The organism is Streptomyces sp. NPDC016677, assembly GCF_055562815.1.
This window is the reverse complement of sequence record NZ_JBVHEO010000016.1, coordinates 81785-103048: the sequence shown is the minus strand read 5'-3', so window position 1 is coordinate 103048 and position 21264 is coordinate 81785. Positions and strand designations below refer to the sequence as shown.

At 72.7% G+C, this 21264-nt stretch carries 12 protein-coding genes and 1 tRNA gene; 12 read left to right on the top strand and 1 reads right to left on the bottom strand.

Annotation, left to right across the window (positions count from 1 at the left end):
• Positions 1 to 34: 34 nt before the first annotated feature.
• The 12 genes from bldG (at position 35) to ACZ3IG_RS30305 (ending at position 19350) form a co-directional block, all read left to right on the top strand.
• The gene (gene bldG, locus ACZ3IG_RS30360; RefSeq protein WP_003991900.1) at positions 35 to 376 is read left to right on the top strand and encodes an anti-sigma factor antagonist BldG; all 342 of its coding nucleotides are present in this window, start codon (positions 35 to 37) and stop codon (positions 374 to 376) included.
• 114 nt (positions 377 to 490) lie between these two features.
• Entirely contained in the window at positions 491 to 925 is a 435-nt protein-coding gene (locus ACZ3IG_RS30355; RefSeq protein WP_467436054.1) for an ATP-binding protein, read from the top strand.
• Between the two features lie 345 nt (positions 926 to 1270).
• The gene (locus ACZ3IG_RS30350; RefSeq protein ID WP_467436053.1) at positions 1271 to 3655 is read left to right on the top strand and encodes a sodium-translocating pyrophosphatase; all 2385 of its coding nucleotides are present in this window, start codon (positions 1271 to 1273) and stop codon (positions 3653 to 3655) included.
• 237 nt (positions 3656 to 3892) lie between these two features.
• The gene (locus ACZ3IG_RS30345) at positions 3893 to 4483 is read left to right on the top strand and encodes a small secreted protein (RefSeq protein ID WP_467436051.1); all 591 of its coding nucleotides are present in this window, start codon (positions 3893 to 3895) and stop codon (positions 4481 to 4483) included.
• Positions 4484 to 4532: 49 nt separating this feature from the next.
• Entirely contained in the window at positions 4533 to 6056 is a 1524-nt protein-coding gene (locus ACZ3IG_RS30340) for a DUF7059 domain-containing protein (RefSeq protein WP_467436050.1), read from the top strand.
• Positions 6057 to 6505: 449 nt separating this feature from the next.
• The gene (locus ACZ3IG_RS30335) at positions 6506 to 6703 is read left to right on the top strand and encodes a hypothetical protein (RefSeq protein WP_467436049.1); all 198 of its coding nucleotides are present in this window, start codon (positions 6506 to 6508) and stop codon (positions 6701 to 6703) included.
• A 503-nt stretch (positions 6704 to 7206) separates the two neighbouring features.
• The gene (gene topA / locus ACZ3IG_RS30330) at positions 7207 to 10056 is read left to right on the top strand and encodes a type I DNA topoisomerase (protein WP_467436047.1); all 2850 of its coding nucleotides are present in this window, start codon (positions 7207 to 7209) and stop codon (positions 10054 to 10056) included.
• A gap of 127 nt (positions 10057 to 10183) precedes the next feature.
• The gene (gene tmk / locus ACZ3IG_RS30325; RefSeq protein WP_467436046.1) at positions 10184 to 13582 is read left to right on the top strand and encodes a dTMP kinase; all 3399 of its coding nucleotides are present in this window, start codon (positions 10184 to 10186) and stop codon (positions 13580 to 13582) included.
• A gap of 366 nt (positions 13583 to 13948) precedes the next feature.
• The gene (locus ACZ3IG_RS30320) at positions 13949 to 15154 is read left to right on the top strand and encodes a DNA polymerase III subunit delta' (RefSeq protein WP_467436045.1); all 1206 of its coding nucleotides are present in this window, start codon (positions 13949 to 13951) and stop codon (positions 15152 to 15154) included.
• Between the two features lie 154 nt (positions 15155 to 15308).
• Positions 15309 to 16883: an alpha/beta hydrolase gene (locus tag ACZ3IG_RS30315; protein ID WP_467436043.1), complete on the top strand. Its 1575-nt coding sequence runs from the start codon at positions 15309 to 15311 to the stop codon at positions 16881 to 16883.
• A gap of 118 nt (positions 16884 to 17001) precedes the next feature.
• Positions 17002 to 17075, top strand: a tRNA-Thr gene (locus ACZ3IG_RS30310).
• A 232-nt stretch (positions 17076 to 17307) separates the two neighbouring features.
• Positions 17308 to 19350 (top strand): hypothetical protein, encoded by a 2043-nt coding sequence (locus ACZ3IG_RS30305; protein ID WP_467436042.1) that lies wholly within the window; start codon positions 17308 to 17310, stop codon positions 19348 to 19350.
• Here the strand turns inward: ACZ3IG_RS30305 and ACZ3IG_RS30300 are convergent.
• Entirely contained in the window at positions 19347 to 21068 is a 1722-nt protein-coding gene (locus ACZ3IG_RS30300; RefSeq protein WP_467436041.1) for a translation initiation factor 2, read from the bottom strand. The two genes, ACZ3IG_RS30305 and ACZ3IG_RS30300, sit on opposite strands and share 4 nt — an antisense overlap.
• Positions 21069 to 21264 lie beyond the last annotated feature (196 nt).

The following is a 21264-nucleotide window of genomic DNA, read 5'->3' as shown; positions in this document are numbered from 1 at the left end:
GGCGACCGCTCGATAGCAAGGTGCTGGAGGATCCGTGGACCTGTCCCTGTCGACCGAGACCATGGGCGATCGCACGATCGTCAGGGTCGGTGGCGAAATCGACGTGTATACCGCGCCCAAGCTGCGCGAGCAGCTGGTCGAGCTGGTGAATGACGGCAGTTTCCACCTTGTCGTCGACATGGAGGGCGTGGACTTCCTCGACTCCACCGGGCTCGGCGTGCTGGTCGGCGGCCTGAAGCGGGTGCGTGCCCACGAGGGCTCGCTGCGCCTGGTCTGCAACCAGGAGCGCATTCTGAAGATTTTCCGCATCACCGGCCTCACCAAGGTGTTCCCGATCCACACCTCGGTCGAGGAAGCGGTAGCGGCCACCGACTGAGGACGACCGCCGTCCCGGGCCCCCGGGTCCGGGACGGCGCGCAGTCACAGCAGGGGGCCGGGCTTTCGGCGGCCCGGTCCCTCGACAGCACGCCCGTAGTTCCGAGGGGGATGCATGGCCACCGTTGAACTCCGCTTCAGCGCGCTGCCCGAGCACGTCCGGACCGCCCGGCTGGTGGCGGCCGCGGTGGCACGCAGGGCCGGAGTGGACGAGGCCGTTCTCGACGAGGTCAGGCTCGCCGTCGGCGAGGCCTGCAGCCGGGCCGTGGGACTGCACCAGAACGGTGGCATCACGGCGCCCGTGAAGGTGTCGCTGATCGAGGAGGAGAAACAGTTCTCCATCGAGGTCGGCGACGAGGCGCCGCACACGCCCGGCGGCGGTGTGCCCGGCGTCGCCGACGACGACCCGGAGGCCGAGGAGGACGAGATGGGCCTCGCCGTCATCAGCGGGCTCGTCGACGACGTGGAGGTCAAGGCCGGCCTGGACGGCGGACTGATCCGCATGACCTGGCCCACCACCCCGCCTCCCCTCCTGCCGCCCCTGGTCTGACAACCCCCGAGCTCACCGGGCGCTCACTGAACGCCCATCGAACCCGAAGGGCCCTACCACGTAGGGCCCTTTGCCATGTGCGGAAGCCTGGGCACGCGCCTACAGTGGTTCCGTGCGGAGCCGAGTGAATTCCTTTACGGGCAGTCCCATTATGTAAAGCTGGACCGCGTCCATTGATCTCCGTCCGGTCCGGTCCGGTCAATGCGTCAAAGGCGTTACCCATCACTCTTTCGGCTTGACGGGTCGAATAGTTTTGTCATGCTCTATTGAGAACCGGTTCCGGTATCCAGCAGGTATCTAGATCCGTCCACATCTTGAGCTCAGCCCAAGCGTCAAGGAGGACGAATGGCGGAGCTTTCCACCGCACAGCGGTTGGCCGCGGAACTGACCGACGGCAACCGCCTGCTCGTCGCCGTCATCGCCGTCGTGGCCCTGGCGGCGCTGGTGGTCGCGGGCGTCCTGGTGCGTCAGGTGCTCGCGGCCGGCGAGGGAACCGACAGCATGAAGAAGATCGCGGCCGCCGTCCAGGAAGGCGCCAACGCCTATCTGGCCCGGCAGTTGCGCACCCTCGGCGTATTCGCCGTAGTGGTGTTCTTCCTGCTCATGCTGCTGCCCGCGGACGACTGGAATCAGCGGGCCGGACGTTCGATCTTCTTTCTGATCGGCGCGGCGTTCTCGGCGGCCACCGGATATATCGGCATGTGGCTCGCCGTGCGCAGCAATGTGCGCGTCGCCGCGGCGGCCCGGGAGGCGACACCGGGGCCGGGTGAACCGGGAAAGGATCTCACCCTCGTCTCGCACAAAGCGATGAAGATCGCATTTCGCACGGGCGGCGTCGTCGGCATGTTCACGGTGGGGCTCGGCCTGCTGGGCGCCTCCTGCGTCGTACTGGTGTACGCGGCCGACGCGCCGAAGGTCCTGGAGGGCTTCGGGCTCGGCGCGGCACTGATCGCGATGTTCATGAGGGTGGGCGGCGGCATCTTCACCAAGGCCGCCGACGTCGGCGCCGACCTGGTCGGCAAGGTCGAGCAGGGCATCCCGGAGGACGATCCGCGCAACGCGGCGACCATCGCCGACAACGTGGGCGACAACGTCGGCGACTGCGCGGGCATGGCCGCCGACCTCTTCGAGTCCTACGCCGTGACCCTGGTCGCCGCGCTGATCCTCGGCAAGGTGGCCTTCGGGGACGCCGGGCTGGCGTTCCCGCTGCTCGTCCCGGCGATCGGGGTGGTCACCGCCATGATCGGCATCTTCGCGGTGGCGCCGAGGCGGGCCGACCGCGGCGGGATGAGCGCGATCAACCGGGGCTTCTTCGTCTCCGCGGTGATCTCGCTCGTCCTGGTCGCGGTGGCCGTCTTCCTCTACCTCCCGGGGAAGTACTCCGAGCTGGACGGCGTCACCGACGCGGCGATCGCGGGCAGGAGCGGCGACCCGCGCGTCCTCGCGCTCGTCGCCGTGGCGATCGGCATCGTGCTGGCCGCGCTGATCCAGCAACTCACCGGCTACTTCACCGAGACCACCCGACGCCCCGTCAGGGACATCGGCAAGAGTTCGCTGACCGGCCCGGCCACCGTCGTCCTGGCCGGCATCTCCATCGGCCTGGAATCGGCCGTCTACACCGCCCTGTTGATCGGCCTCGGCGTCTACGGGGCCTTCCTGCTCGGCGGTACGTCGATCATGCTGGCGCTGTTCGCGGTGGCGCTGGCCGGCACCGGTCTGCTCACCACGGTCGGCGTGATCGTCGCCATGGACACCTTCGGACCCGTCTCCGACAACGCGCAGGGCATCGCCGAGATGTCCGGCGACGTCGAGGGCGAGGGCGCGCAGGTGCTCACCGACCTGGACGCGGTCGGCAACACCACCAAGGCCATCACCAAGGGCATCGCCATCGCCACGGCCGTCCTGGCGGCGGCGGCGCTCTTCGGGTCGTACCGCGACGCCATCACCACCGGCGCGCGGGACGTCGGCGAGCGGCTCAGCGGGGCGGGCGCGCCGATGAGCCTGATGATGGACATCTCCCAGCCCAACAACCTCGTCGGGCTGATCGCGGGCGCGGCGGTCGTCTTCCTCTTCTCCGGACTGGCGATCAACGCGGTGTCGCGGTCGGCGGGGGCGGTGGTGTTCGAGGTGCGGCGGCAGTTCCGGGAGCGGCCCGGGATCATGGACCACACGGAGACGCCCGAGTACGGCAAGGTCGTCGACATCTGCACCCGGGACGCCCTGCGCGAACTCGCCACGCCCGGGCTGCTCGCCGTGATGGCGCCCCTCTTCATCGGCTTCACCCTGGGCGTCGGCGCCCTGGGCGCCTTCCTGGCGGGAGCGATCGGCGCGGGCACCCTGATGGCGGTGTTCCTCGCCAACTCCGGCGGCGCCTGGGACAACGCCAAGAAACTGGTCGAGGACGGCCACCACGGCGGCAAGGGCAGCGAGGCGCACGCCGCCACCGTCATCGGCGACACGGTCGGCGACCCCTTCAAAGACACCGCCGGACCGGCCATCAACCCGCTGCTGAAGGTCATGAACCTGGTGGCGCTGCTCATCGCGCCGGCAGTGATCAAGTTCTCCTACGGTCCGGACGAGAACGTCACGGTCCGGGTGCTGATCGCGGCGGTCGCCTTCCTGGTCATCGCCGGCGCGGTGGTCGTCTCCAAACGTCGCGGCATCGCGATGGGGGACGGGGGCGACAGCGGACGGGAACCCGAGGCGGCGGACCGGGCGGCGGTTTCGTAGGGCGGCCGAGCCGCTGGCGGCCATGTTGCGGGCGGACGGCGCGTATTGACGTGCCGTCCGCTTGCGGAGTGCGCTTGCGCGCCCCCTCACCAGCGCGTCCGTGCCCCTCACCAGCGCGTCCGCGCAGCGCCCGTGAGCCTTCTCTCGCTTGGTTCAAATGGCTGCAATAGCGGTCGTATCGGATGTTGGTCACGCGGTTGTCGCCCGGATGGCGTGTATGTTCCGGGGCCGAGAGCCATGGAAGGGACCAATCCGGTGAACAAGAAGCTCGCGGCCGCACTGTCCGGCGGTGCGGTACTGGTACTGGCGCTGACGGGATGCGGCGGCGACGACAGCGGCGACAAGCTGAACTCCTGGGCCCAGCAGGTCTGCGAGGGCGTACAGCCGCAGGCGAAGAAGATCGAGGCCGCCAACGCCGCGATCCAGAAGCAGACCTCGGACAGCAGCCAGCCGGCCGACGTGCAGAAGACCGACGCCCAGGCGTTCCAGGACATGTCGGACGCCTACAAGGCGATGGGCACGGCGGTGCAGAAGGCCGGGGCGCCGGACGTCGAGGACGGCGAGCAGAAGCAGAAGGCCGCGGTCGCCGAGCTGAACCAGCTGTCGACGTCGTACGCCTCCCTGAAGAAGCAGGTCGAGGAGCTGGACACCGAGGACCAGGCGAAGTTCGCCGACGGGCTCAAGGACATCGCCACCGAGCTGAACAAGCTCAGCGAGAGCGGCAACGACGCCCTCAAGGCGCTGGAGGAGGGCGACGTCGGCCAGGCGATGGCCCAGCAGGCCAGCTGCAAGTCGGCCTCGGCGTCGGCGTCCGCGACGACGAGCTGAGGCTCAGCGGCGGACGGGCGGCGGACGCGATCAGGGTCACAATGGGGGCGTGAGTAACGCCGACGCCCTCTCCCCGCTGCCCGCAACCGACCGCCCCGACGTCACCGCCCGGCTCCGGGACGCGCTGCTCGGGGCCTCGTACACCGCCGACGGACTGCTGGAGCTGCTCGGCGCCCCCGCCTACGCGGCGCTCTCCCGGAGCGAGACCGTCCCCGCGCTGCGCGCCACCCGCGGCGACACACCGCTCGAACTGCTCGTGCGGCTGTTCCTGCTCCAGCAGCCGGTGCCGTACGCGCGCGTGGCGGCGATCCTGCCCGTCGACGACTGCCTGGAGAGCGGCTGGCTGGTGCGGGCCGGTGGCGACGAGGTGGCCGCCACCGTCGACGTACGGCCCTACGGCGGGTCCGACGGCGAGGACTGGTTCATCGTCTCCGACCTGGGCTGCGCGGTCGGCGGCGCGGGTGGCATCGGCAGCCGCGCCGAGGGCGTCGTCCTGGGCGTCGGCGGCGCCTCCACGACGCTGGCCGGGCTCACCGTCCGTACGCCCGTCGCCGCCGCCCTCGACCTCGGCACCGGTTCCGGCATCCAGGCGCTGCACGCCTCTCGGCACGCCACGCGCGTGACGGCGACCGACGTCAACCCGCGCGCCCTGCACATCACCGGCCTCACCCTCGCCCTCTCCGGGGTCCACGGCGCCGACCTGCGCGAGGGTTCGCTCTTCGCGCCGGTCCGGGAGGACGAGCGGTACGACCTGATCGTCTCCAACCCGCCCTTCGTGATCTCGCCGGGCGCCCGGCTGACGTACCGGGACGGCGGCATGGGCGGGGACGATCTGTGCCGCACGCTCGTTCAGCAGGCGGGGGAACGGCTGACCGCCGGCGGGTTCGCGCAGTTCCTCGCCAACTGGCAGCACGTGGAGGGGGAGGAATGGACGGACCGGCTCCGCTCCTGGGTGCCGCGCGGCTGCGACGCCTGGATCGTGCAGCGCGAGGTGCAGGACATCACGCAGTACGCCGAGCTGTGGCTGCGGGACGCGGGCGACCACCGGGACGACGTGGCCGCGTACCAGGCGCGGTACGACGCGTGGCTGGACGAGTTCGAGGCGCGGGGGGTCCGGGCCGTCGGCTTCGGCTGGATCACGCTGCGCCGCAGCGACGCCGCCGAACCCTCGGTCACCGTCGAGGAATGGCCGCACCCGGTCGAGCAGCCGCTCGGCGAGACGGTCCGGGCCCACTTCGACCGGCTCGACTACCTGCGCACCCATGACGACGCGGCCCTGCTGGAGGCGTGCTTCACGCTGGCCGGCGAGGTCGTCCAGGAGCAGGTCGGGCTGCCCGGCGCCGAGGACCCGGAGCACGTGGTCCTGCGGCAGAACCGCGGCATGCGCCGGGCCACCCGCGTCGACACGGTCGCCGCCGGGTTCGCCGGCGTCTGCGACGGCACGATGAGCGCGGGCCGCATCCTGGACGCGATCGCGCAGCTGCTGGGGGAGGACCCGGTGCTGCTCCGGGACCGTACGCCCGCGCAGATCCGGCTGCTGGTGGAGCAGGGGTTCCTCGAACCGGTGGGGTGAGGGCTCTCCCGGGCCACGGACTCCGGCCCCGGCACCGGCCCCGGCACCGGCCCCGGTCGCGGACTCCGGCACCGGCCCCGGTCGCGGGGGCCGGCGGGCGGCCCCGGACGTCCATTCAGGACCTCGGATCGGCCCGGCCCCGGACGTCCGTCCAGGACCTCGGATCGGCCCGGCCCCGGCCGCGACCGCTGCCGCGGAGGTCGGCGGGCGGCGGGCGGTCCCGGACGTCCGTCCGCGCACGGAGCGGGCGCCCTCGGCACGTGCACCGGCACGCGCCGTGACGAGCCGTGCGCACCGTCGGCAATCGGCCATGTCGCCGTCCGGGCGACGGGGCCGTGAGGCGTCCCGTCGGCCCCTTGTTCACCTCGGCTTCGCCTGGCCGCCGCCCGCGCGTGTCACCCTCCGTGAGGCGTGGTACTCGCGGACGGAAAACAAGGGGCACGGGAGCCATGGAACGTGGACCGGCGATCTTCGTGGGCGTGGTGTTCGTCCTGTTCGGAGGCGGTCTGCTGGCGTGGACCGCGACCCAGGTCCGCTACCGGCGCCCCGTTGCCCAGGGTGTGAGCCCCGTCGCATCGGCGACCGTCGCGAGCATCGCCGGCGTGGTCGCGCTGGCGGTCGGGGCCTGGTGTCTGACGCGCGTCTGACGGACGTACGAGGCGTGCTTGACGTACGTGCGACGCGCACCTCGGACACGGGCCTGCGACGCGCCGCCGGCCCGTTGCCGCCCCACCCCCGGCCTGCCTCTGACGAGCGCCTCACCAGCGTTCGGCGAGTGGCTGACGAGTGGCTGACGAGCGGCTGACGGGCGGCTGACGGGCGGCAGACAGGTGTCCGGCGGGGTGCCTGGGGGGGGGGCGCCCCGCGAGAGTTCCGCGTGGCGGATTCCGGAGGTTCCGGACGCCGTCCGGGGCGTAACCGAAAGATCGCGCTCCGGATACACCCGGGGAAGCCCGTGGGCACTCCGGGCGGCAGGAAGCGGGTCGGTCGGGTTACCGTTCGAGTGGCCGTTGCGGGCTTTTCCCGTTTGACACGGGGGCGGGAGGTACCGTCACACTCCGCAGCGTCACGAGCGAACAAGGAAGCAGGACCCGACCCCGGACCCCACGCCTGGGGCAGTCCCCAGCGTCGACCGGAGAGAAGAGCGAAGTTGTCCCCGACCAGCGAGACCGCAAACGGCGGCCGCCGACTCGTCATCGTCGAGTCGCCTGCCAAGGCGAAGACGATCAAGGGCTACCTCGGCCCCGGCTACGTCGTCGAAGCGAGCGTCGGGCACATCCGCGACCTTCCCAACGGCGCCGCCGAGGTGCCGGAGAAGTACACCGGTGAGGTCCGCCGCCTCGGGGTGGACGTCGATCACGACTTCCAGCCCGTCTACGTCGTCAACGCCGACAAGAAGGCGCAGGTCAAGAAGCTCAAGGACCTGCTGAAGGACTCCGACGAGCTCTTCCTCGCCACCGATGAGGACCGCGAGGGCGAGGCCATCGCCTGGCACCTCCAGGAAGTCCTCAAGCCCAAGATCCCCGTCAAGCGCATGGTGTTCCACGAGATCACCAAGGACGCGATCCGGGACGCCGTCGCCAACCCGCGCCAGCTCAACCAGAAGCTGGTCGACGCCCAGGAGACCCGCCGCATCCTCGACCGCCTCTACGGCTACGAGGTCTCGCCGGTGCTCTGGAAGAAGGTCATGCCGCGCCTGTCGGCGGGCCGCGTCCAGTCCGTCGCCACCCGGCTCGTCGTCGAGCGGGAACGCGAGCGGATCGCTTTCCGTTCGGCCGAGTACTGGGATCTGACCGGCACGTTCGGGACGGGCCGGGCCGGTGACGCGAGCGACCCCTCTTCCCTCGTCGCCCGCCTGCAGAGCGTCGACGGGAAGCGGGTCGCGCAGGGCCGCGATTTCGACTCCCTGGGACAGCTCAAGAGCGCGAACACCCTCCACCTCGACGAGGCGAACGCCCGCGCGCTCGCCGCCGCCCTGGAGAGCACCGCCTTCTCCGTCCGCTCCGTCGAGTCCAAGCCGTACCGCCGCTCGCCGTACGCCCCGTTCCGTACGACGACGCTCCAGCAGGAGGCGAGCCGCAAGCTCGGCTTCGGCGCGAAGGCCACCATGCAGGTCGCGCAGAAGCTGTACGAGAACGGCTACATCACCTACATGCGTACGGACTCGACGACCCTGAGCGACACGGCGATCTCCGCCGCCCGCGCCCAGGTCACGCAGCTGTACGGCGCCGACTACCTGCCCGCGCAGCCGCGGACGTACGCCGGCAAGGTCAAGAACGCCCAGGAGGCGCACGAGGCGATCCGCCCCTCCGGCGACCGCTTCCGCACGCCTGCCGAGACGGGACTGACCGGCGATCAGTTCAAGCTGTACGAACTGATCTGGAAGCGGACCGTCGCCTCCCAGATGAAGGACGCCACCGGCAACAGCGTCACCGTCAAGATCGGCGGCACGGCGGCCGACGGCCGGGACGTCGAGTTCAGCGCGTCGGGCAAGACGATCACCTTCCACGGCTTCCTCAAGGCGTACGTCGAGGGCGCCGACGACCCCAACGCCGAGCTGGACGACCGCGAGCGCCGGCTGCCCCAGGTGAGCGAGGGCGACGCCCTCACCGCCGAGGAGCTGACGGTCGACGGCCATGCCACCAAGCCCCCGGCCCGCTACACCGAGGCGTCGCTGGTCAAGGAGCTGGAGGAGCGCGAGATCGGCCGCCCGTCGACGTACGCGTCGATCATCGGCACGATCCTCGACCGCGGCTACGTCTTCAAGAAGGGCACGGCGCTCGTCCCGTCCTTCCTCTCCTTCGCGGTGGTCAACCTCCTGGAGAAGCACTTCGGGCGGCTCGTCGACTACGACTTCACCGCCAAGATGGAGGACGACCTCGACGCCATCGCCCGCGGCGAGGCACAGGCCGTGCCGTGGCTGCGCCGGTTCTACTTCGGTGAGGGCTCGGGTGCCGGCGGCGCGGCCGAGGCCGGCAACGGCGACGGCGACCACCTCGGCGGCCTCAAGGAACTGGTGACCGACCTCGGCGCGATCGACGCCCGCGAGGTCTCCTCGTTCCCCGTCGGCAACGACATCGTGCTGCGGGTCGGCCGCTACGGCCCGTACATCGAGCGCGGCGAGAAGGACTCCGAGAACCACCAGCGCGCCGACATCCCCGAGGACCTGGCGCCCGACGAGCTGAGCGTCGAGCTGGCGGAGGAGCTGCTCGCCAAGCCCAGCGGCGACTTCGAGCTGGGCACCGACCCGGCCACCGGGCACACGATCGTCGCCAAGGACGGCCGCTACGGCCCGTACGTCACTGAGGTCCTCCCCGAGGGCACCCCGAAGACCGGCAAGAACGCGGTCAAGCCGCGCACGGCCTCGCTCTTCAAGTCGATGGCGCTGGACACGGTGACCCTGGACGACGCCCTGAAGCTGATGTCGCTGCCGCGGGTCGTCGGCACCGACGCCGAGGGCGTGGAGATCACCGCGCAGAACGGCCGCTACGGCCCGTACCTGAAGAAGGGCACGGACTCGCGGTCCCTCACCTCCGAGGAGCAGCTCTTCACGATTACGCTGGAGGAGGCGCTGGCGATCTACGCCCAGCCCAAGCAGCGCGGCCGGGCCGCGGCCAAGCCGCCGCTGAAGGAGCTGGGCACCGACCCGGTCAGCGAGAAGCCGGTCGTGGTCAAGGACGGCCGCTTCGGACCGTACGTCACCGACGGGGAGACCAACGCGACGCTGCGCTCCGGCGACAGCGTCGAGGAGATCACCCCGGAGCGCGGTTACGAACTGCTCGCCGAGAAGCGGGCCAAGGGGCCCGCCAAGAAGACGGCGAAGAAGTCGGCCGCCAAGAAGGCTCCGGCGAAGAAGCCGGCCACGAAGACGGCGGCTGCGAAGAAGACGGCGGCTGCCAAGACGACGGCCGCGAAGAAGACGACCACGGCGGCGAAGAAGACCGCTGCGAAGAAGTCGACCGCGAAGAAGACCACCGCGTCGAAGGGGGCCGAGGGCTGAGGTTCCGTCTCCCTCGGGGAACGCCTCGCTTCGCGAAACGAACGCCCCGGCATCGATTCGGTGTCGGGGCGCGCGTACGTTCGGGCGGGGAGGCGGTGTTGTCGGCGGCTCCCGATAGGCTGAACGCATGACGCGAGCCGAGCAGCCCACGGCCCCACACCCGGCCCCTGACGACGCGCTGGTGGCGGACTCCCGCGAGCGCGCCATCCGTGCCCTGTTGCGCCGGCCGCAGTTGCGGCGTTTGTGGAGCGCCCATCTCGTGAGCGGCGTCGGCGACACGCTCGCCCTGCTGGTCCTGCTCCTGCTGTCCGTTCAGGCGGCCATCTCCGTGGGCTCGTTCGGCGGCGGCTACCGGGGCGTGGCGTTCGCAGTGGCGACCGTTTTCGCGGTGCGCATCCTGGCGACCGTGCTCTTCGGCGCCGTACTGCTCGGCCCGCTCACCTCACTCACCTCGCAGGACGGTCCGCTGGACCGCCGCTGGACGATGGTCGGGGCCGACGGCCTGCGGGCGGCACTGCTGATCGTCGCACCGCTGTGGATCGACTGGACGCCGGACGACGCCCTCGCCGCCCTGCTGGCGACCGTCTTCGTCGTCGGTGTCGCCGAGCGGTTCTGGACGGTGTGCCGGGAGAGCGCGGCCCCCGCGCTGCTGCCGGCCCCGCCCCCGGAGGGCGCGACGGTACGTCCACTGCCCGACCACATGGACACGCTGCGTCGGCTGTCGCTGCGTACCGGCTTCGTGTCGGTGCCCCTCGCGGCGGTGGCGCTGGTCGTCGCCGGGCTGCTCAACAACGTCCTGGGCGCGGGGATCGGCTGGTTCGCCGAGCACCAGGCGGCCCTCGCCTCGTACGTCGCGGCCGGACTGTTCGCCGCGTCCGTGTCGGTGGTGGCCTTCCTGGAACTGCCCGCCACGCGCACCCCGCGCGCGCGGTCGCCGCTGGAGGGGCTGCGCCGTCCGAAGAGCGGCACGGGCGCCGACCAGGGCCGTACCGGCGTGCTGCCGCTGCTGGTGCTGGCCTGTGCCGCGGTCGCCGGCGCGGTGGCCGCCGCCGTCGCCGTGGCCGTCCTGCACGCCAAGGACCTGGGCGGCGGGCCGGTGCTGTACGGGCTGGCGGTGGGCCTGCTGACCGGCGGCGTGGTCGTCGGCATCCGCACGGCGCCCGCCCTGCTGCCCTCGCTGTCCCGCCGGCGGCTGCTCGCCCTGGCGATCGCCGTCGAGGGCGTCCTCCTGCTAGTGGCCGGGCTGGTCCCGGACGGCACCACCGTGCTGCTGCTCCTGGCGCTGGCCGGTGCCTGCGCGGGCGTGGCCGCCAACGTGGGGCACGCCCTGCTCGACCAGGAGACCGAGGAGGCCCGGCGGGCCCGGACGACCGAGCACCTGCACGCGTGCGTGCGGTTCGTCGTGGCGCTCGCCGCCGTGGTCGCCCCGCTGGTGGCCGCGGGCATCGGGCCGCACCGGCTGGAGAACGGGAAGTTCGTCTTCGCGCACGGCGGCGCCGCGTTCACGCTGATGCTGGTCGGCGCGCTGCTGCTGCCGGTGGCGGCGCTGGTGCTGGCCAAGGTCGACGACCGCTCCGGGGTGCCGCTGCGGCACGACCTGCGCGACGCGCTGCTCGGCGGCGACGACCCGGTGCAGGCGCCCGCGTCGAACGGTTTCTTCATCGCCTTGGAGGGCGGGGACGGTGCCGGGAAGTCCACCCAGGCCGAGGCGCTCGCCGAGTGGATCCGGGGCAAGGGCCACGAGGTCGTCCTCACCCGCGAGCCGGGCGCGACGCCGGTCGGCAAGCGGCTGCGCTCCATCCTGCTGGACGTCTCCAGCGCCGGACTGTCGCACCGCGCGGAGGCGCTGCTGTACGCCGCCGACCGCGCCGAGCACGTCGACACGGTGGTCCGGCCCGCGCTGGAGCGCGGCGCGGTCGTCATCTCCGACCGGTACATCGACTCCTCGGTGGCCTACCAGGGGGCGGGCCGCGACCTGTCCCCGACCGAGATCGCCCGCATCAACCGCTGGGCGACCAACGGGCTGGTGCCGCACCTGACGGTCCTGCTGGACGTCTCGCCGGAGGCCGCCCGCGAACGGTTCACCGAGGCGCCCGACCGGCTGGAGTCGGAGCCCGCCGAGTTCCACGCGCGCGTACGGGCCGGTTTCCTGACCCTGGCCGCCGCCGACCCCGGGCGGTACCTGGTGGTCGACGCCGGCCAGGAGCCCGAGGCCGTCACCACCGTCGTACGGCACCGGCTGGACCGGGTGCTGCCGCTGTCCGAGGCCGAGATCAAGGCTCGGGAGGAAGCGCGCCGCAAGGCCGAGGAGGAGGCGCGGCGCAAGGCCGAGGAGGAAGCCGCGCGCAAGGCCGAGGAAGAGCGGCTTGAGCGTGAGCGCCAGGCGGAGCTGGAGCGGCTGCGCAAGGAGGAGGAAGAGCGCAAGCGGCGCGAGCTGGAGGAGGCGCAGCGGCGCGAGGCCGAACGGCAGGCGGAGGAGGCCCGGCAGCGGGCCGAGGAAGCACGGCGCAGGGCCGAGGAGGAACGTCAGAGGCTCCTCGCGGAGGAGAAGGCACGCGCCGAGGAGGAAGCCCGGCGCGAGGCCGAGCGGGAGCGGCTGCGCAAGCAGGCGGAGGAGGAGGCGCGGCTGCGGGCCGAGGCCGAGGCCAAGCGCCTGGAGAAGCAGCGCAGGGCCGAGGAGGCGTTGCTGCGCGCCGAGGAGGCCCGCCGGGCGGCGGAGCAGGCGGCGGCAGCGGCGGCGACCGGACCGCGGCCCACGGCCCCGCCCGCGGCGGACGCCCCCCGGCGCCAGGCGCCCCCGGACGCGATGACCGTACCGACGCCGCTGGTCACGCCGACCAACGCCTCCGGCGGCCCGCTGGAGGAGACGGCGGTACTGCGGCCGGTGCGGGACGAGTCCGCCGATCGGTCCTCCGCCGGGGCGCGGGGGGAGCGCGTCAGCCTCTTCAAGGACGACGAGGACGCGGGCGGGCCCTCCGGGGTGTCGTCCGGGGTGTCCGAGGCCGAGGTGACGGCTGAGCTGCCGGTTCCGCCGGTTCCGGAGGCTTCGCAGTCCACGCAGGCTTCGCAGTCCTCGCAGTCCTCGCAGGCTTCGCCGAGCGAGGCGGAGGAGACGGCGGTGCTTCCGTCGGTGCGGCCGGGCGAGGCCGAGGTGACGGCGGAGCTGCCGTCGGTGGCGCCCGGTGCGGCCGACGAGACGGCCGTGCTGCCCCAGGTGCGCGAGGACGCGCCGGCCGACCGGGTCCCGCCGGGCTACTTCCGGGACGAGGAGCGGAGCGCGGGGCAGGACGGCTCGGACGGGCGGGGCGGACCGGGCGGACCGAGCGACGGCGCGGACCGTACGCGGGAGCTGCCGCAGGTCGATTCCGACGGCGTCCCGCAGGCCCCGCGGCGCAGGCCCCGGCCCGACTGGGCCGAGGAGACGCCGCTGGACGACCTGCCGACACTGGCGGACGAACTGCTCGGCCCGCGCGCGGACGACAGCGACGACGAAGGCCGCCGGGGCCGGGACGGCCGGGGTCACTGACCGGCAGGCGTTCGGGTCGGTGACGTCCCGAGCCGGTCACGTCCCGGACCGGTGATGTCCCGAGCCGGTGGCGTCCGGGGTCGGAGGCGTCCCGAGCCGGTGGCGTCCGGGCCATCGGCGTTGCCGCGGGCTGTCGGTTGGCCGGGCCGCGGCGGCCAGGTCGCCGGCGGCCCGTTGTCAGTGGTCGCCTCCACAATGGAGGGACGCGGCGCGGAAGGCGACGCGGACGACAGCGGCAGCCGCTGCACGGGCAGTGCACAGAGGGCGCGCGGACAGTGCACAGGACGCGCACCCCGGCCGCGCACGGACGGTGCGCGGCACGCGTGGGCAGTGGCACGGACAGTGCGTGGAAGGACGGCGTGACCCATGACCGTATGGGACGACCTGGTCGGGCAGGAGCGGGTGAGCGAGCAGCTCACCGCCGCCGCCCGGGACGCCGACGCCCTCGTCACGGCGGCCGCGGCCGACACCCCGCCGCCCGGGGCGTCGAAGATGACGCACGCCTGGCTGTTCACCGGGCCGCCCGGCGCGGGAGTGACACGGACGGCGCGGGCCTTCGCCGCCGCGCTGCAGTGCGTGAGCCCCGACCGCGCGCTCGGCGGCGTCCCCGGCTGCGGGTTCTGCGACGGCTGCCACACCGCGCTCGTCGGCACGCACGCGGACGTCAGCACGGTCGCCGCGGTGGGCTCGCAGATCCTGGTGGAGGACATGCGGGACACCGTCCGCAAGTCGTTCACCTCGCCGGCGAACGGCCGCTGGCAGATCATCCTCGTCGAGGACGCCGAGCGGCTGAACGAGAAGTCGGCCAACGCCGTCCTCAAGGCCGTCGAGGAGCCTGCCCCTCGCACGGTCTGGCTCCTGTGCGCCCCCTCGATCGAGGACGTCCTGCCCACGATCCGCTCCCGCTGCCGCCACCTGAACCTGAGCACGCCCTCCGTCGCCGCCGTCGCCGACATGCTCGTACGCCGCGAGGGCGTCGAACCGGACGTCGCCGCCGCCGCGGCCCGCGCCACCCAGGGCCACGTCGACCGGGCCCGGCGGCTGGCCACCGACCCCGCCGCCCGCGCGCGCCGCGCCGCCGTACTGAAGCTGCCGCAGCGCGTCGAGGAGGTCGGCGGCGCGCTCAAGGCCGCCCAGGAACTGGTCGACGCGGCGAGCGAGGACGCCAAGCAGCTCGCCGAGGAGGTGGACGGCAAGGAGACGGAGGAGCTGAAGGCGGCACTGGGCGCGGCACAGGGCGGCCGGATGCCGCGCGGCACGGCAGGCGTGATGAAGGACCTGGAGGACAAGCAGAAACGGCGCAGGACCCGCACCCAGCGCGACAGCCTCGATCTGGCCCTGACCGACCTCACCGCCTTCTACCGCGACGTCCTCGCCCTCCAGCTCGGCTCCCGGATCGCCCTCGCCAACACGGACGCGGAGGACGCCCTGGAGCGGCTGGCCCGCGCCGGCACCCCGGAGGCCACGCTCCGCCGTATCGAGGCGATCGCCGCCTGCCGCGAGGCCCTGGACCGCAACGTGGCACCGCTGCTGGCCGTGGAGGCGATGACGATGGCACTGAGATCGGGCTGAGCGGCGGCACCGGAGACCGGGTGAAGGCCAGGGCGGGCCGGGGGAAGGCCGGGGGAGTTCCGAGGGAAGACCGGGCGAGGTGGCCGGGTAACTCATCCGTGGCACATCGAGCACGCACGGCGTCCAAGCCGTCGCGGAGCGTTACGCTCGCCGGATGCAGACAAGGCGCACTCTCCGCAGAACCCGTACCGGTCTCGCACTCCTCACCGCCGCGCTGTTCGCCGCCGCGTGTTCCTCGACGGGCGCGTCGACCTCCGCCGGCTCGGCCTCGGAAGCGTCGCCGGCCGCGCTGCCACGGGCCACGCCGTCGGCCCTGTCGCCGTACTACGGGCAGAAACTGAGCTGGCGCGACTGCGGCGTCCCCGGCTTCCAGTGCGCCACGCTGAAGGCGCCCCTCGACTACGCGCACCCGTCCGACGGCGACATCCGCCTCGCCGTGGCCCGCAAGAAGGCCACCGGCCCGGGAAAGCGGCTGGGATCGCTGCTGGTGAACCCGGGCGGACCGGGCGGCTCGGCGGTCGGCTACCTCCAGCAGTACGCCGGCGTCGGCTACCCCGAGGAGGTCCGCGCCCGCTACGACATGGTGGCCGTCGACCCGAGGGGCGTGGCCCGCAGCGAGCCCGTGGAGTGCCTCGACGGCCGGAAGATGGACGCGTACACGCGGACGGACGTCACCCCGGACGACGAGCGGGAGGCCGAGGCGCTCGTCGCCGCCTACAAGAACTTCGCCGAGGGCTGCGCCACCGACGCCCCCAAGCTGCTCCGGCACGTCTCGACCGCCGAGACGGCCCGCGACATGGACCTGCTGCGCGCGGTGCTGGGCGACGAGAAACTGACGTACGTGGGCGCGTCGTACGGAACGTTCCTCGGGGCGACGTACGCGGGGCTGTTCCCGGACCGGGTGGGCCGGCTGGTGCTGGACGGCGCGATGGACCCCTCCCTTCCCGCGCGGCGGCTGAACAGGGAGCAGACGGCCGGCTTCGACACCGCGTTCCGGTCCTTCGCCGAGGACTGCGTACGGCGGTCAGGCTGCCCGCTCGGCGGCAAGGGCACCACGCCCGGCCAGGTGGGCAAGAACCTGAAGGCGTTCTTCGGGAAGCTGGACGCCCGGCCGGTCCGCACCGGCGACGCCGACGGCCGCGCACTCACCGAGTCCCTGGCCACCACGGGCGTCATCGCCGCCATGTACGACGAGGGCGCCTGGCCGCAACTGCGCGAGGCCCTGACGGCGGCGATGCGGAAGAACGACGGCACCGGCCTGCTGGCCCTGTCCGACAGCTACTACGAGCGCGATCCCGACGGCACCTACAGCAACCTCATGTCCGCCAACGCCGCCGTGAACTGCCTCGACCTCCCGGCGGCCTTCTCCTCACCCGACGAGGTCCGCGACGCGCTCCCCGACTTCGAGAAGGCGTCCCCCGTCTTCGGCGAGGGCCTCGCCTGGGCCTCCCTGAACTGCGCCTACTGGCCGGTCCAGCCCTCGGGCGAGCCCCGCCGCATCACCGCCGACGGCGCCTCACCCATCGTGGTGGTCGGCACCACCCGGGACCCGGCGACCCCCTACCGCTGGGCCCAGTCCCTGGCCGCCCAGCTCTCCTCCGGCCGCCTCCTCACCTACGACGGCGACGGCCACACCGCCTACGGCCGCGGCAGCACCTGCGTCGACTCCACGATCAACACCTACCTCCTGCGGGGCACCGCCCCGGCGGACGGAAAGCGCTGCTCGTAGCCGGCCCGTGCACCGGCCCCGCACCGGCTCCGGGGCCCACCCGGAGCCGGTACGAAGCACCCCGCGAAACTGTGTAGACTTACCGACGTCGCTGATCGCACCCTGGTGCGCAGGACACGCCGCCTTAGCTCAGATGGCCAGAGCAACGCACTCGTAATGCGTAGGTCTCGGGTTCGAATCCCGAAGGCGGCTCCGTGGTGGACCGCAGGTCGAATTTTCGATCTGCGGTTTTTCCTTTTTGTCGGGCGGGCGGGCGGGTGTGGGGCCGGAGGGGTGGCGGCTCGGTGAGGCTCCGGTCGGTCCGTTCGGTCGTTGGGGCATCGAGACCTCGACGGAGGACCCGAGGATCCCGTTCTGCCGGGCGCCGGGCGGGGGAAGTCTCTAGAGTGCGTGATCGTCGGGCAGTGCGTGCAGGGTGCTGTGGATGGTCGAGGGGACTGTGGTGAGGGTCGAACTTCCGCCGGAGCCGGTGTACTTCGTCAACCGCGACGAGGAGCGGGAACGTGCTGTGCGGGCCGTGGCGGAGTGGCGGAGCCGGTCCCGTCCGCTGGTCCTGGCGCTGAGCGGGCCGGGTGGTTCGGGGAAGACGGAGCTGGCCGGCCTGATCGCCCGTACTCTGCTCGACCGCTACCCCTTCACCGATGGTGTGCTGTCGGCCGACCTCGACGACTTCCGGGCGGACGGCGTGCTCGACCCCGGTGATGTGCTCTCCCAACTGCTGCATTCGCTCGACGTGGCGCCGGACCAGGTGCGGGCCCCGTACGCGGCTCGGTGCAGGCAGTACTGGAACAGGACGGCGGACGCGAAGCTGGTGCTGGTGCTGGACAACGCGCGCTACGCCTCGGAGGTCGTCCCTCTGCTTCCGGCGTCCGGCGGCAGCGTGGTGATCGTCGCGAGTCACGGGCCGCTGCACGATCTCGAAGCCGGGGCCGCCGTGGAGCTGCCGCTGCCGCCGCTGGAGGAGGGGGCGGCCATGCAACTGCTGGAGCTGATCGTCCGTGACGACCGGCTGGCCGCCGATCCGGAGGCGGCGCGGGCGGTGGTCCGGTTGTGCGACGGCCTCCCGGCCGCCCTGCACGTGGCGAGCCGGTGGGTGCGTACGCACCGGCTGCGTCCGCTGTCCCGGATTCTCACCGATCTTCAGGCCGAGTTGGACGAGAAGGGGGTGCCGGGCGTGGAGCACATCTGGGACACCGCCTACGCCGGTCTGTCCGGCCCGGCGGCCCTGCTCTACCGGTTGCTGCCGCACCATCCGGGGGAGACGTTCACGGCGCACTCCGCCACCGCCTTGTCGGGACTGGACCCGGAGGACTGCCAGGACGCCCTGGAGGAACTGGACCGGGCCGGGTTACTGGACCTGCGTCCGCTGTCGCTGACGGTGGCGGGCCAGATGAGGCTGCCGGGGCCGCAGCGCGGGCACGCCCTGCGCCGGTTCCGCCGGGAGGAGGGGGCGGCCGACGGCGTGGTGGCCGAGGCGCAGGCCAGGGTGGTGCGCTGGCTGGTACGGCAGGCTCAGCTGGCCGACCGGTTCGCCGCCGGGCGCCGGCTGACCGTCGTGGACCTGCTCGCCCCCGTTCCCGGTGTGCCGGACGCTCCGCTGGAGGACCCGGCGGCGGCCGGGGACGACGGAACCCGGGCCCGACGGGCGGAACGCGCGGCGCGCTGGCTGGCCGAGGAACGCCATGTGCTGTTCGCGTGCTCGCGCCTCGCCCACGGCCGTGGGATGGACACCGAGGCCGTGGCCCTGTCCGAGCCCGTGTGGACGCACGCCCTGGACCACCCCCACCAGACCGAGGCCGGCGAGGTCTTCCGGCGTGCCGTCGACTCGGCCGTCCGGCACGGCGGGAACGCCGGGTGGCTGGTGCGCACCCGGTGCCAACTGGCCAGGTTCCTGTGGGAGTCGCGGGAACTGGACGAGGCCCAGGACCAGATCGACGGCGCGATGTCCGCCCTGGCACTGCTGGGGGACTCCGAACGGGACCGCAAGCTCGCCGCGTCGGCCGTCGAGCACCGCGGCATGCTCAAGGGCGCCCGGGGTGAGTGGAGCGCGGCACTGGACGACTTCGTCGGCTCCCGCGACCTGCACCGGGCGATCCCCAACCCCTACGGCGTCCTGCTCCAGACCTATCGGATGGGCGAGGCGAGTGCGAAGACGGGTGACCTGGAGGCGGCGCGTCGGCTGCTGTCCGAGGCGTACACCGGGTTCGTGGAGCAGCGGCGCGAGAGGCTGATCGGACGCTCGGCGTTTGCCCTCGCCGGTGTACTGCACCGCCTCGGCCGGACGGGCGAGGCCCGTGAGCTGTACGTACAGTCGCTCGGGCGGGCCGACAGGCGGCGCTCGGGCTTCGACCTGGCACGCGTCCATGACGCGCTCGCCGAACTCGACGCCGCTGAGGGGAATCTGGCGGAGGCCGACGAGCACCGTGCCGAGGCCCGCAACCTCCGGCGGCGTGACGGCCTGGTCTAGATCGGCTGCGTGGCCTCGGCGTCCGTGGCCGGGCGGAGGGTGACGCGGAAGGTCCGGGCGCCGATGAGGCAGTTCAGGGCGGTGGGGCTGTTCGGGGCGGGCCGGGGGGAGACCAGACGGGCGTACGCGGCCGACAGCGCCACGGCGGGGTCGAGCCGTACGATCCGGCCTCCTTCGGCGCGTGGTTCGGCCCGGACGGCGTACGGGTGCTCGTGGCCGCGGACTCTGAGCAGGCACCCTCCGGACGGCAGTACAACGGCGGCCGAGCGGCAGTTCGGGTAGGCGGACAGGGCGTGCCGGGTCCAGCCGTCGGCCGTCCAGGCCAGGTCCACGGGGGTGGCGGAGGGGGTGGCGGAGGGCGGGAGCGGGCGGCGGTACAGCAGGCCGGCGGAGCGGCAGAGCCGTTCGCTCGCCGCACCGTGCTCCGCAGCGAGGTGGTGGCCGGGCGGACCGGTGTGAGCTGGGTGGCGGGTGATGCGGATGGTGGGGGCTTCGGGGGCGTTGATCGCTGTGGTGGTCGCTGTGGTTGTGGTGGTTGCTGTGGTTGCTGGGGTGAGCGTTGTGGTTGTTGTGCTTGCTGTGGTCTCAGAGGTTTCCGCGTGGACGTCGAATGCCGCGGGGGTGCGCTGGGCGGGCGCGGGTGGGGGCAGTGGCCGGGGTGTGAGGGTGTGCGTGGGCGGCGTCAGGCCGAGCAGGGCGTAGACCTCGGTCCGCAGGCGGTCCACGGCGTCGCCGGGCGGCGCGAACGCGGCCTCGGCGGCGGCCTGTCCGGGGCCGGGCCGGTAGTCCCGGAGCGCGTCGACGATCTCTTCGGCCCGTACCGACTGCGGTACGCGGTCGAGGAGGACGCCCATCGGGCTGTCGGGGATCAGTTCGCCGCCGCCCTGATGGACGCTGACGACGGGGCGGTCCTGGACGGCGCAGTAGTACAGGGCGGTGGATCCGTGGTCGGTGATCAGCGCGTCGGCGGCGATCAGGACGGAGGCCCACTCCTCGTGGGGGGCCGGCAGGATCATCCCGGCGTCGAGGGCCGGTGCCAGCCGTTCGGTCAGCTCGTACGTGCCGAGCAGGCTGTGCTCGTTGGGATGGATCACGAGCGCCAACTGGTACTCGTCGTGGGGCAGGTGGGCCGCGAGCGCGGCGGGCAGGCCGGGGTGTCGCCGGATCAGGGACTCCGGTCCCCAGGTGGAGACGAGGACCAGCAGTTCGCGGGCTCCGGTGCCCAGTGCCGCCCGGTAGCGGTCGCGCAGGGACGACGAGGCGAGTACCCGCTCCAGCGTGAGATCGCCGATCACCTTCGCGCGCCGGGCGGCTCGCGGGTCCATGGCGGCCACCGTGGCGACCTGGTCGGGGTGGGCCAGGGCGTGCAGCGCTATCGGGGCGTCGTGTCCGGTGCGGCGCAGATACGCCGGGTCCAGTCCGGACGCCGAGTCGGCCGAACCCTCGCCGGGGATCGACTTGTTGAAGCCCGCGCCGTGCGGCAGGAGGACGTGCGGGCCGCGCAGCAGTCGCAGGGCGCCCTTCGGGCTGGCGGCGACGACCAGGTCGTAGGAGCGGTCGCGCGCTTCGCTCCAGGGGACCGTGCGGCCGCCGAGGGCGTCTATCGCCGAGAGGGCGTCCGCTCCGAAGTCGGAGCCGGGGACGAGGGTGAAGAGGCGGGTGATCCGGTCGTCACCGGAGAAGACGGGGAGGACGTCGAGCAGGCGGTAGAGGGCCACCGTCGCCCGTCGCCCGTCGCCCGTCGCCCGTCGCCCGTCGCCCGTCGCCCGTCGCCCGTCGCCCGTCGCCCGTCGCCATAAGTGTCCAGTCTACCGAGGGAGGGCGGGCGGATACGGGTGTTTTCGCAGGTCGGAGTGGGTTCCTGCGCGTCGTCGGACGACATGGTTCGATCCTGGCGCGGGCTGTTGGCAGGCC

What these genes read in the sequence shown, in the direction of transcription:
- ACZ3IG_RS30355 (WP_467436054.1), top strand. Translation starts at nt 491, where the DNA reads ATGGCCACCGTTGAACTCCGCTTCAGCGCGCTGCCCGAGCACGTCCGG.
- ACZ3IG_RS30345 (WP_467436051.1), top strand. Translation starts at nt 3,893, where the DNA reads ATGGAAGGGACCAATCCGGTGAACAAGAAGCTCGCGGCCGCACTGTCC.
- ACZ3IG_RS30350 (WP_467436053.1), top strand. Translation starts at nt 1,271, where the DNA reads ATGGCGGAGCTTTCCACCGCACAGCGGTTGGCCGCGGAACTGACCGAC.
- ACZ3IG_RS30315 (WP_467436043.1), top strand. Translation starts at nt 15,309, where the DNA reads ATGCAGACAAGGCGCACTCTCCGCAGAACCCGTACCGGTCTCGCACTC.
- ACZ3IG_RS30320 (WP_467436045.1), top strand. Translation starts at nt 13,949, where the DNA reads ATGACCGTATGGGACGACCTGGTCGGGCAGGAGCGGGTGAGCGAGCAG.
- ACZ3IG_RS30335 (WP_467436049.1), top strand. Translation starts at nt 6,506, where the DNA reads ATGGAACGTGGACCGGCGATCTTCGTGGGCGTGGTGTTCGTCCTGTTC.
- ACZ3IG_RS30305 (WP_467436042.1), top strand. Translation starts at nt 17,308, where the DNA reads ATGGTCGAGGGGACTGTGGTGAGGGTCGAACTTCCGCCGGAGCCGGTG.
- tmk (WP_467436046.1), top strand. Translation starts at nt 10,184, where the DNA reads ATGACGCGAGCCGAGCAGCCCACGGCCCCACACCCGGCCCCTGACGAC.